Below are 12875 nucleotides of genomic sequence, written 5' to 3'. Positions count from 1 at the left end.
TGCTCCCGCTCCCCAACCATGGTTATAAAGAATACCAAGCAACAATAGCAAAAACAGCCGCTTAACGCCATGACGATACACAGGCAGGCGCTCATGCATCGGCAGTTTATCTAAGCGTTTTGGCGATAATCCAAGGGCAACACCGGAGAGGAAAATAAACAGCGGAAAAATCAAATCATAGAAGCGAAAGCCATTCCACTCACTATGATGCATTTGGGTATCACCCCATTGCCAGCCCGCCCAGCCAGTCAAAATAAGCAAGGCGCCAAATAGGGCTTCGCCACCTAAAATCCAAAACATATCGAAGCCGCGCAAGGCATCGAGGGACATCAATCTTGGCTTTGGCTGACGCTTTTTCGCGGCAGCATCCTGAGCATTAACGCCCGTATTGGCGACAGATTCCGGCGCAGTCGTACTCATACCATTATCCTTTATTATTGTTATTTAAATTATTTTTCAAGATGTAGAGCAAAATGCAGACTGTACAATAAAAAAACTTAGCCCCTGTCATCAAAATACGACAAGGGCCAAGGTGAACGCTTTACGGACTCAACACACTAAGGGCGAACATAAACCGCATTTCCAGCAATATAGTTGGCCAGCACTTGATGCTGATTATCCAGCAGCACTAAATCGGCACGCTGCCCTACGGCTAACCGACCGACGCTCTCGGCAATGCCAAGGAACTCGGCTGGATACAAAGATGCCATCCGCAAGGCCTCACCGAGCGGCAAACCTAGCATATTCACCGTATTATGGACCGCACTTGCCATATCTAACACGCAGCCAGCCAGTTCACCCGTCACCGCATTTAATCTGTCGCCGACACGCAGCACCTGAGTACCAAACAGCTCAAAACTGGTTTCATCATCCAGACCCACAGGCGGCATAGCATCGGTCACCAACATCACTTTGCCACGAGGTTTGGCACGTAGGGCAACACGAGCTGCAGCGGGATGCACATGATGACCATCGACAATCAAACCACACCAAGCGGTTTCGCTCTCAATCGCTGCGCCCACCACACCAGGCTCGCGGGAACCTAAGGGTGACATCGCATTATATAGATGGGTAAAACCTGTCGCCCCAGCCGCTAATGCTGCAACAACGGTATCGTAGTCCGCATTGGAGTGGCCCAAACACACTTTAACGCCCGACGCCACCAACAGGCGGATCACCTCGGGCGAGACATTTTCAGGCGCTAAGGTGACAACGCGGATACCTAAATCCTGACGGCAAAAAATCGCCAGTTCAGCCTCGGTGATCCCACGGATAAAACCTTGTGGATGCACGCCTTTTTTAGGTACAGACAAATGCGGACCTTCGAAATGCACCCCTAATACACCTGCGCTCTTTTGCGCGACCGCACTAGCAACCGCATCGGCCGCCTTAGCCATCACCTGCACATTATCGGTAATCAGCGTGGGTAAAAAGCCTGTGGTACCAAAGCGAGCATGCGCCTTGCCTATGGTTTCAATGCAAGCAACCGTTGGGCTGCTATTGAATAACGCGCCGCCACCGCCGTTAACTTGCACATCGATAAACCCTGGCACTAGGGTGCCTGGGTAGCGAATTTCCTTAGCACCCGATGCGGTGTCTAAGCTGGCTATCAGCCCATCTTCAATGGTGACTGGCACATCCCGATGGAAGGCTTCACCATCAAACAGTTGCTCGGCAATTAAGGTGAATTTCATCCAAACCTCTTTTCAAATTAACGCGGCGATAACGGCCAGCCATTACAGCGTTTGAGTGACTTTTTTCAGCCCTGCGGGTTGGTCAGGGTCAATACCACGGGCAATAGCGACGGCTGCCACGTCAATATAAAAACGTTGTAGCAGGGCTAACGGCGCCACACGTGGATGAATATCCGTCGATGTTTGATTTAAATGGACTAAATCGGCACCACGTTGGCTCACATTTTCAATCTGTTCGATATGGCTAGCGTAAGACTCATCGCCAATGCACACATCCACAATCGTGAGTTTTTTCTCAACTAAGGTCACGGGACCATGGAGAAACTCTGCGCTACTAAAGGCTTCAGCGTGGATTGAGCACACTTCTTTTAACTTAAGCGCAATTTCCTTAGACACCGCATAACCCAAGCCACGGCCTAACACGACTAAGTTTTTCACGTTTTCAACCGATGCTGGAGTCAATTGTGGCTCAGCATCAACCGCAGTTTGCAGTGCTTGCGGTAATGAGTTAACTGCTGCGGCAAGGGATTCGCTCTGCGTCCACGCCGAGGCTAATTGTAGAATCGCCGACAGAGTTGCAAGGTAGCTCTTTGTTGCGGCAACGGCTTTCTCTTCGCCGGCGCGTAATGGCACCACCACATCGACGATATCCTTAATTGGAGCGGTTTCATCGTTCACTAACGCCACACAAAACGCGCCAGCGTTTTTCGCCATACGCGCCTGGGCTAAAATATCAGGGCTGCGGCCAGATTGCGAAATCACAATCACTAATCCGCCTTCTAACTTCAAGGTTTTACCGTAAACGCTGGCCACAGATGGCGCGGCGGCAAACGTTGGCACGCCGACTTCAATTTCAAAAAGATATTTAGCAAATACACCCGCATGGTCCGATGAACCACGGCCCACAATCATCACAAAACGGGGATCGAAAGCACGCAGTTTTTCACCTAACTGCTGCATTAAATCGGCGTTAGCGGCTAACTGACCCGCAATCTTCTGCGGCGCGGTGCGAGCTTCTTGCTCCATAATAGTGTTTGTCATGTTATTTACCTTACAAATCAATACGGGTATTGCTTTAGCACTGATGCGCTAAAACGGCTTATTCATTAATGTTGACTGAGTTAAATTGCTGCTGAGCGAAGTACATGGCACCCAATTCTGGCGGCGCTAAGGTTTCAGAAATCTTGGCCACCACATCGCTGCCAAGCCACGCCTGTAAAGGTTCGGCAAGGCCACCGATCATCGAGAATCGCACTGGATTGAGGCTAAACAGCTTGCGTGCCATTTCACTGATGTAATCGGCGCCTTCCTGCACAATCCCGCGAGCGACTTCATCACCCGCGTTTGCACAATCGAGTACGCTTCTGGCTAATTCGGCATAGCAACTCGAAGACTTACCGGCGAGATGCTCGACGATGCCCAAGGCATCACTTACCCCAAAATGGTTTAACAGCATCTTGGTTAAAGCAGTCGGCGCGGCAAAACCATCGAGGGCGAGTAACACATGCTCGGCGGCTTTTAAGCCAAGCCAAGCACCGCTGCCCTTATCACCCAGCGCAAAACCGTGGCCACCAATACTTAAGCTGTCATCACCTACATGGGCATAACCGCAAGAACCCGTACCCGTAATGATCACCGCACCATCGGCGCCGCGGTGTGCACCGATACAAGCGGTATGAAGATCCGTTGTGACAAACATGGCAGCAAACGGATGCTGCCAGCTGATCACGTCCTGATACAGGCGCGGCACATTGACTCCCGCCAGCCCTAAGCCCGCGACGAGTAAATGGCTATCGGTTTCCTTCATGCCCGCATCCAACAGAGCTTGGCGAGTCGATGCTTCAATCGATGCAAATGCTTGTGCAAGACCATGCAGCGGATTAGCGCGCCCAGCAACACCTGTCCCTAAAACGGTACCGTCCGCAGTATAGATAGTGGCTCGGCACTTACTGCCGCCCCCATCAACACCGATAAACAGTTGTTGATCTTTTGTCTGGACTAACCCCATGACATCCCTCTTCATCTCTTAATGCAGCGCTACCGTTGCTTATACTTATGCCGTTAATACGACACCTAACTTTAGTTAACTCAATGTTACAGCAAAAATGACAGCGTTGTCATTTACTTTTTGAAGCAATTTCTAATCAAATGTCAGGCGAAAGAATTGACTGAAAGTGAAAAAGAAAAAGGCTGTATTTTTCTATTAAAATACAGCCAGATACATAACAGATTAATTAACGATTAAGCTTCTGCCTTTGCGGATACCATCAGCAGCAATAGCACGGATCTCAACGGGCGCAGTTACCGCCTGCCCTGCTTGATAGGATTGCCATTGCCCACTCGCTTGTCGCCACTCAATCTTAAGTCCTGGATAAGCCACGTTGGCAAACAGTTTACCGTCACGGATCTCGGCACCTACAGTCGGCACTCGGTAATCGATACCTGCCTTATCGAGTTTAATAAACTCCTTATGCCCTAATGTGTTGGCCATTTGCTGCCAAGATTGTGCCTGCGCGTCACGCATTGCCGCAGTAAAGTGCCCAGTGCTTTGGTTATACAATGCACCTTGATATTGGTAAGGCACTTCCCACTCTGCTTGATGCCAAGCACGCTCAGCCAGCATCAATAAACGAGGGAAAATCATGTACTCAACGGTATCGTTGCTGCGAATGGTTTCACTCCACAACTGCCCCTGTAAACCAGCAAAGTTTTTACCTTGCTCCCGTGGTCCAGATTTTTTGCCTTTCTCATCGGTTCTTGCCCTATCGTCGGCTTCGAAAGGCAGATTTTGCAAGTCGGTCCACTGCTCCGCATTCGCCACTAAGTTATCCGGCATAAAGCTAAACACTTTGTGCGCGTTGGTGGCGCGGCTTGCCCAGTAATAGCCGTGCTCTTTAGGATCGGCTTCGTAGGGAAAATCAAAATAAAGTACTTCAGGATTCGAGAGCACCACATCCCAACCGTTGTTCACTTGCTGATTGGCATGCTCATATCCTTTATAGGCGATCACATCCCAAATATTGGATTGGACTTTAGCTGGCATATAACTTGGGCGAACATGGCTCATGCCATCACTCCAACCTGCGGCTTCAATGCCTTTTTCCGCCAGTTGATTCGATATCCGCTCAATAAAGTAAGCGCCTAAATCCTCGATAGATTTCACGCCTTTATCGTTATTGGCTACAAAGGATAAACACTCAGGAGATTGCTTCCACGCCCCAGCGGTTTCGTCGGCGCCGATATGGTATCGAGTTAATGGTTGACCCGCGGCTTGGTGTAATTTGGCAATTTCATCAATCACTTTATCGACAAATTGATAGGTCGATTCCATACAGACGTTCAGGGTGTTGTCGTTGTAATACTGCACCGAAGAATACACAGTTGTATCAGCCGCATCCGACAACAAATAGGTTTTCGCCTCCGTAGGCTTGCCTTGGGCGAGTAATTTACGGTAACGCGCCTCCATGGATTTTATCGCTGCGCGACTATGGCCAGGCATGTCCATCGAAGGGATCACTTGAATTTGGCGGGCATCGGCGTATTTGACTATATCGATATAGTCTTGTTTGCTATAGAAACCATTAACGCTCGACTCCGCAACAGGCCCACTGCCAAGCTGCGGTAACAAACAGGTATTTTCCTCAAGATCGTGGCAACGCTTACTACCAATATCGGTTAGTTCAGGCAGACCATCAATCTCTAAGCGCCAACCTTCATCATCGGCCATATGCAGATGTAATTTGTTGAGTTTGTAAGCCGCCATTTGATCTATCAGTGCAAAAATCATCGCCTTACTGTGGAAATTACGGGCCACATCGATATGCATACCGCGGAATGGATATCTTGGGCTATCTTCAATAGTCATCGCATTTACGCGCAAATCCTGCACATCAATCAAACTGGCAAGCGATGATAACGCATAGGAAAATCCTGCCGCATCACCTGCGGCAACCTTGATACCATCAGGTTTGATATCCAGCAGATAACTGCTCTCTGCGCCTTGGCGCCAGCTCAGTTTCACCACTAAGCCTTGGTCTGACTCTTTAACACCCAAACGTGCTAAGCGTTCAAGCGCCGCAGCCACTTGCTCGGTTTTAAAAGACTGATTTTCAGCGGATGGACTCAATACTGACGCGACATCCAATTTAATGCCAGAGGTGAGTGATACCGCTTTATCGTGAGAATGGATCGTCACTTTTTGCGGCGAAGGAATAATGGTATTGACCGCTAAGCAGGCATCTTCACTGACATTTTGGTTGTTGCTAAATAGCTGTGATGCGGTCGCAGGCACTAATTTATCCGCATCAGTGCGGCGATACTGTTTCACCATATCGGTGAACGGCTCAACATAGGGACGCACTTCCATTCGAGTATCAGGATCTTGCTGCACTTGCGTGCTGGCAATCACCACTGGCGATAAATCCCCAGCAACGATGTAGTAGTTTGGCATGGCATCGGTTTCGGACAATTGCCAAAGCTCACCACGGAACCTTAAGGTCTTTTTAACCCCTTTGTTAAAACCGCTGAATGCCTCAGTAGGCGTTATCCGATAAAGATCGCCCTTGATATGAGTGATGGAAAACTCTTTGCCTTCAACCGATTGCACCGGACGCATCTGGCTAAAATAAATCGCCCAGTCGTGACCTTTGAGATCAACGCCAGGGACAAAATCAATTTCAGCCACAAAACAACGACCTTCAGCGGCGGCTTTATCACAGTTATTATCGGGCCTGTTAGTGAGCACGCGATAACTCACGCCCAAGGTATCCCCAAACTGCTGCAATTGCGCTTGGGTTAATGACGCAGGCGTGGCGAGCTCGGCTGAGCTTGGCACTGGCACATTTACTGTTTTAGGCGCTTGGCTGCAAGCACTTAAACCTAATGCAAATAAAATGGCGGTGGCGGCAATCGTTTTATTCATGATATTCCTTTTCTAGCTTCAGAAATGGCTACAATCTGAAGGAAGTTACTAACGTCCGCAGTCTTTCCCCTTGGTGAAACAGTCGCTCACTCGATTGTGCTAGATGCTCACTATCGAGAGAGGCTGAACCTGAGACATTGGCAAGATCATTTAATGTACGAGAAATCGCTTCGGTGACACAGGTTTGCTCCTGCGCCGCATGGGAAACTTCGATATTCATATTACTGATATTTGAAACTAAATCAGTCACTTTAGATAGAACGAGCTTAATTTCTTCCGAACGGTTGACCCCTTGATTGGAGAGAGTCTGACTCGATTGCATCACATTCACGGTTTCGGCAACTCGGCTCTGCACCTGTTGGATCATTTTTTGGATTTCTCCCGTCGCCTGTTGGGTGCGACTCGCTAAAGAGCGCACTTCATCGGCAACGACGGCAAAACCACGCCCCTGCTCACCCGCTCTGGCAGCTTCAATCGCGGCATTTAACGCCAGCAGATTAGTCTGCTCAGCAATGCTGCTGATCACCACCACAACTTCATCAATACGCTGCGTTTCCTGTTGTAACTGCGACACCGACTGAGCCGAACGTGTTAACTCAGCCGCAAGTTGGCGAGTAATGGCTAAGCCCGAGTCAAACTGACGCTGGCCATCGTCAACCGCCCTATCGGCTTGGGTTGCCGCATCGGCGGTACGTTTAGCATTGATGGCCACTTCATTTGCACTGGCACTCAATTGAGTCACGGCCGTGACCGCGGCTTCGGTTTCTTTAAGCTGAGCTTGCACCCTTTGATTGTTGCTTTGCGACAACGTGCCCAGCGCCTTAGCATCGCCCAATAGCAGACTCGAGGTTTCATGCACCCTTGAAATCGTGCCGTGAATGTGTTCGACAAAGCCGTTGAAAGCATTGGCGAGTTTGCCAATTTCATCTTCAGTTTCAACGGGTAATCGATGGCTTAAATCGCCATCACCATTGGCAATCTCTTCTAACGCGGTGACAACCTTATCTAATGGGGTGATCACTAAACGCTTTAAAATAATGAAAATCACGAAGAGGCTGCCCGCTAAAATCAACAAAGCCTGTATAAAGTAGCTCAGCAACAACTCGGATAACTGCGCTTTTACGGGCAAAATGGAAAAAGTAATGGTTAGACGCCCGGTAGGATTACCTTGGTCGCTGAACTGTAACTCTCTTGTTTGTAGATAGTTGATGGCAACTGCCTCGACTTGTTTATCCTCAGCAAGCAGTTTACCGCGATGATCCATAACGGTAATTTGATAAATTTGTTCAGACTTTAACATGACGGATAATACAGCCCGGATCTGTTCGTAATCGTAGGTAAAAATAGGTTGCGCCATAGTGACTTGCAGATTAGCGACCGTATTGTCTTCAAAGGCCATTTCACCGCTCATCAGCTTATCGCTCGCCAACCAATAGGACGCCCCAAACAAGGCGCTCACGATCATAAATATCGCCGCAGCTAGACCAATTTGAACTTTTAAGGCTAATGTTTTCATTATGTTGCACCTTGCACACTAAATAGATCTAACCACAGCTCCTGGCGTTCAATCGGCGTTAGGGGATGTAAATCTGGCGTATCTAAGCGGATAATCACGCGCCGCTCAAACTGCGCATCACGGTAGAGCTGCTCAATCTTAAGTTCACGATTAAACATTTCATCGAAGCTACCGTCGCTAATCATGTACTCAAGCCCCGCTAAGATTGCCTCAGCTAACTCAGGGCGTTTTGGTGAGACAAAAAAATAGGCCGGAGAGCGATATTGCAGCAGGATATGGCTATCAATTTTAAGTGCGGGATCAGGGTGGGTAGTAAGTTCATCGCCGATTTCCTGTGCACCAAGCGCAAGGTAGTCGAACCGGCCACCTTCTAACATCGGGTATAGATTGGTGTACTGATAGCTCGTTACCAACGGCACACCATTAGCTTCGAGAATGCTCGCATCGGGCCAATAACGGTTTTGCCCAGCGGTTAATTGTTTAAAATCCGCCAATGTTTTTACGTTGGCAAACTTAGCCTCATCACTTTTACGGATAATTAATAATCTGTTACCAAGCAATCCCTTAAACAGTGGGATCCGCACGGGCAGCATGGTTTCCTCAAGCTCTTTGGAAGTCATGCTCCAAAATACGTCAACAGTGCCAGCAAGTGCTTCCTCTGCATTGCGTTTTTGGTTCATCTGCGTCGACATTTGTTCAACTTGATACGGCTTGCCGGAGCGGCGCAGCGCCTCTTTTAGCAGATTAAATTGCCATTGCTGTTGGATGGTGGTCACTATCTTGATAGGAGTGGGATTGCTTGCCGAAGAAGTGCCAGCCGCAAAAGCAGCATTAGTAAGCGCAAACGACGTTGACTCCACAGCGGCTATCGCGGTGAAACTCAAAGCACACAGCATAACGCTCGCCCAGAGTCCCAAGACGGACATCAACAAACGCTTAGCAAAAGTCGCCACTACGCTGCAAAGCGGTGTAGCAATATGAATAACCATGAATCGCAGCCTCTTTTATGACTGGAAAATCCAGCGAGTTTTATTTATTAATGCCGCTAACTTGTCTGCTTATCCTAACAAGGTCACTCTACCTAAAAAAATGGCTGGGCACTGTTTACAGTACCCAGCCAACGCTAGTTTCTGGGGAGAGACTATCAAATATTAAAGACAAACGTACCGCCGCCCGACCAGCAATACTTCTGCCAAACACATGAATAAGGAGACCTCATCCTCTTCATGCAGACCTTACTAAACAACGCATCACACAAGCATATGACAGCGTTGTCATTCATTAAATTACACAAGAAAGAACAGGATTTCTACATTTTTTTGACAAATAGCTTTATATTTTTAAGTCAGATGAATTTATTCCTTAAATTTCATTTAGTTAAATTAAAATCTATATTTATCAACCTATGTGACAACGCTGTCTTTGACTGATAACATAGGCGCAACAACTCAAACGCCACACTCAGTTATCTTAAAAAGATGCTCACATATATCCCTACCTTTAAGCGTAAAAACACCTTCAGCGGCCAATATTATCGGTCGTTAACGGTACTGCTCACTCTGTTAAGCACATGGATAGTTTGGTTTGTTCAGTTCGCACAACCATTTGAGTTAATTAAAGAATATGGCAAGTTTATATTTTTAGGGATAACTGGAGCTATCTTTGCTAATTCAACTGGAGCAGGCGGAGGCGTTATTTTCATCCCAGTGTTCTCTAGTTTAGATTTTACAGAAACTCAAAGCGTTTCAACGTCTTTTATGATCCAGTGTTTTGGCATGACTGCTGGCGCAATTTCATGGTCAAGATACTATCAACAACATCACCATACGGATAAAACCTGGTGTGGTTTTATTCCATGTATCTTGCTTTGTGCATGCTTTTCAGTACTTGGCCTTTGGAGCAGCGAGTTATGGCAACTAACTTCGCCCTCTTCGCTCCACACCAGTTTTAGCCTTTTCTCTATTGCGCTTGGGATAGCAATCATTTTCAGCAGTCAACGCCGCTATTTGCAAAGTAATAGTCTTAAATCCGTAGACTATTTTTGTTTAGCGGTCATTGGTTACTTTGGCGGGATCATCACCGCTTGGTTGTCTGTTGGTGTAGGTGAACTGATTGTAATCTATCTGATGTTACGGGGTATCTGCGCCAAGATGGCCGTCGCGGTTGGCGTTGTGGTATCGGCCATAACCGTTTGGTCGGCAAGCCCAATACACGTGTTCTCCGACCACAGTCACGCTTTATATGAATTAGTGCTATTTGCAGGACCCGGTGCAATTATCGGAGGATTGTTAGCCCGCAAGCTGGCGTTATTTCTCCCAGTCAAAACCTTAAAACTGTTTTTTGCAAGCTGGATTATTTTGACTGGGAGTGTGATGCTAGCAAACTAAATAGCCCCAGTTATAATAGTTCGTTTTAATATTATTAAAACGAACTATATAAAATTGAGTTTATTTTTCCATCACTAAATCAATTAAATTTAATGAACAAAGATGCGCATAAATAGCCGAATAGAAACCTCGTTTAGCAAAATCAAGCAATGTCGTATCGTCTAGCTGCTGCAGTTTTCCTTCATCAATGGTATATATTCCATCAATATTAGTTTTAGTGCCATCAAGTGTAGTCACTGTTAATATACGTGGTTGCAACAGTCCATGATTCAATAACACTTTGATAAAGTACTTTGTCATCTCATGATAACTAGCCTGTAAACTCGCCAATTCAAGTTTTTTTGATAAATAGACCGTTTGATTGCCTGAATCATCAAATAAACGATGCGCTTCATGTTCTGCCACTGATGAATTATTGACATCGACACCCAAGATAACTTTGTCGTTATCTATATAACTCATTCCAAATGGATACAATTGAACTTGAATAGGTAAATAGCGACATTGCCACTGACCGTTTTTGAGCAACTTATTAGTATTAGGCTTAAGTGCAGTAATCGCAATGGAGAGGAACTCACCAGTTTGAGCGTTTTTTGTAAACACGATAGGGAAACTGGTCGCTGCAGACATAAACTCTTGAACCTGAAGAGGGAGCATATGCATAGTCTCAAAAAGGCTGTAATCAACCTTATCCCCAATCGCTAAATTTTTATGACTTGCGTCATTTAAAGGTACAAATTGTGTTTTCATTTTATTTTTCCTTTTTACACATTAAAATAAAGCGCTTAGATAGCTTGCAAGCCATAAGTACAAATCTTATCAATCAATTCTCTATGTTCTGGTAACCCCTCAAACATTTGGCGCTTCATATTCGACATGTTACTCATATAAGCATTCAAATTAGCTTTTGCGACTAAACCTCTATCATGCGGTTGAGTCGGATATTTCATCCCATAAAGAACATATAAGTAATTATCTAAGTTAAACACCTCAAACTTTGAGGGAAAATCCTCTGCAATAGGGCTAAATGACTTCCACATGTTAAGCCGCTCTTTTAACGGCTCAGGAATTGTCTCTTCACGCTGATTATCAAGCCAAAATGCCGAGTCAGTTCTATCTGACAAACAATAATGCAATTTGGCAAATTCGACGACCCTTTCCCATGCGTGGTTAACAGTGCGATTAAAACGCATTGATAAGTAATCCACCTCATCTTTATTAGCAGGGAAACGTTCAGCAAGAAATCGAGCAGAAAAGTCCGTTAATAAAATTGAAGTCGCTTCTATGGGTTCTAAAAAGCCCTGTGCCAGCCCTAATGCAACGCAGTTTTTGACCCAAAATTGTTGACGATAGCCGACCGTCATTGGGATTTTGCGATGGGGAATATCGGCGAGTTTACCACCAAGATAACGGTCAAACTTTTGTTCAGCTTCAGCTTGATTCATATGCGCTGATGAATATACAAATCCTGTACCGCGGCGCTGGGTAAGCGTAATATCCCAAATCCACCCAGCTTGATGTGCTGTTGCTTTAGTATAAGGAGGAATAACATCAGCAGGCTGAGTCGGAATTTGCGCAACTAATGCCGTATCAATAAAAAGTTGCTGCGCTTTACTGATAAATGGCACTTTTAATGCTTTAGCTAACAAAATAGATTCAAAGCCACTGCAATCAATATAGAAATCAAAAGATAGATTCTCCTGCTCAGTCTGCAATGACTCGATAGCGCCATCTACACCTAAGCACACGTCGTGTACTGTCGTTAAAATATGCTCTACATTAAATTTCTCAATGGCATTTTTAGCGAGTAATTTGGCAAACTTTGCTGCATTGAGGTGATAGGCATAGCCTAAAACACCAGCATATTCTGGCGTAGTAATGAGCTTTGGTGCTTTAGCCGCTTCGCAAGCTAAATGCTGTGGGGAAACAAAATCGGCAAAATGTCCGCTTTGTTTGGCCAACCAAGTCGATACAGCGTCACCTTGGTGTAAATTAATGATATCGAATAGATGATGATAAAAATTATGCTTACCGTGACGCGATTTATCTAACCAGTTCACAAATTTAATAGACTGTTTAAACGTGACATCGCATGTTCGAATAAATTCTGACTCACTGATACCAAAACTCTGTAATGATTTTCTAATCGAAGGCACTGTACCTTCCCCGACACCAATAATAGGAATATCAGGAGACTCAATCACTGAAATAGATAACCCAGAACGCCCCTTCAACGCTCGGCCTAAGTGGTTCGCCGCTAACCAACCTGAAGTACCGCCACCTATAATAGCTATTTTTCTGATTGTCATCACGAGCCTCTAAATTGGAGAAACCTAAGTTTATTATTAAATTTATTG

Annotated in this window: 10 protein-coding genes; 1 reads left to right on the top strand and 9 read right to left on the bottom strand. The window is 46.1% G+C overall.

Annotated features, from left to right (window positions below; all coding sequences use genetic code 11):
* From L976_RS03850 to L976_RS03820, 7 genes are all read right to left on the bottom strand, one after another.
* On the bottom strand, positions 1-420 hold a 420-nt coding region (locus L976_RS03850), incomplete at its 3' end, for a DUF5009 domain-containing protein (RefSeq protein ID WP_047540116.1).
* A gap of 137 nt (positions 421-557) precedes the next feature.
* Positions 558-1694: an N-acetylglucosamine-6-phosphate deacetylase gene (gene nagA / locus L976_RS03845; protein ID WP_047534410.1), complete on the bottom strand. Its 1137-nt coding sequence runs from the start codon at positions 1692-1694 to the stop codon at positions 558-560.
* 42 nt (positions 1695-1736) lie between these two features.
* The gene (gene nagB-II, locus L976_RS03840) at positions 1737-2735 is read right to left on the bottom strand and encodes a glucosamine-6-phosphate deaminase NagB-II (protein WP_047534407.1); all 999 of its coding nucleotides are present in this window, start codon (positions 2733-2735) and stop codon (positions 1737-1739) included.
* A 58-nt stretch (positions 2736-2793) separates the two neighbouring features.
* On the bottom strand, positions 2794-3702 hold the full coding sequence (gene nagK / locus L976_RS03835; RefSeq protein ID WP_047534403.1) for an N-acetylglucosamine kinase: 909 nt from the start codon (positions 3700-3702) through the stop codon (positions 2794-2796).
* A gap of 222 nt (positions 3703-3924) precedes the next feature.
* Positions 3925-6615, bottom strand: coding sequence for a family 20 glycosylhydrolase (locus tag L976_RS03830; RefSeq protein ID WP_047534400.1), 2691 nt, complete (start codon positions 6613-6615; stop codon positions 3925-3927).
* Positions 6616-6643: 28 nt separating this feature from the next.
* Positions 6644-8131 carry a methyl-accepting chemotaxis protein gene (locus L976_RS03825; RefSeq protein ID WP_047534397.1) on the bottom strand — a complete coding sequence of 496 codons (1488 nt, stop codon included), beginning with the start codon at positions 8129-8131 and terminating at the stop codon, positions 6644-6646.
* A complete protein-coding gene (locus tag L976_RS03820; RefSeq protein ID WP_047534395.1) occupies positions 8131-9120 on the bottom strand; it encodes a substrate-binding periplasmic protein in 990 nt (329 codons plus the stop codon). The genes L976_RS03825 and L976_RS03820 overlap by 1 nt, the downstream gene beginning before the upstream one ends.
* 489 nt (positions 9121-9609) lie before the next feature.
* On the opposite strand from L976_RS03820, the gene L976_RS03810 reads away from it, so the two are divergent.
* Complete coding sequence (locus L976_RS03810; RefSeq protein WP_047534392.1) at positions 9610-10518, top strand: sulfite exporter TauE/SafE family protein; 909 nt, start codon at positions 9610-9612, stop codon at positions 10516-10518.
* Between the two features lie 60 nt (positions 10519-10578).
* On the opposite strand, the gene L976_RS03805 is transcribed toward L976_RS03810, so the two are convergent.
* Positions 10579-11268 carry a SapC family protein gene (locus tag L976_RS03805; protein WP_047534389.1) on the bottom strand — a complete coding sequence of 230 codons (690 nt, stop codon included), beginning with the start codon at positions 11266-11268 and terminating at the stop codon, positions 10579-10581.
* Positions 11269-11303: 35 nt separating this feature from the next.
* Positions 11304-12827 (bottom strand): tryptophan halogenase family protein, encoded by a 1524-nt coding sequence (locus L976_RS03800; RefSeq protein WP_047534386.1) that lies wholly within the window; start codon positions 12825-12827, stop codon positions 11304-11306.
* Between the last annotated feature and the right edge of the window lie 48 nt (positions 12828-12875).

The sequence above is a fragment of the Shewanella sp. ZOR0012 genome (assembly GCF_000798835.1).
Taxonomy (GTDB): Bacteria; Pseudomonadota; Gammaproteobacteria; order Enterobacterales; family Shewanellaceae; genus Shewanella; species Shewanella xiamenensis.
Note: the sequence above shows the minus strand (reverse complement) of the source record. Positions and strands in the feature narration are given on the sequence as shown.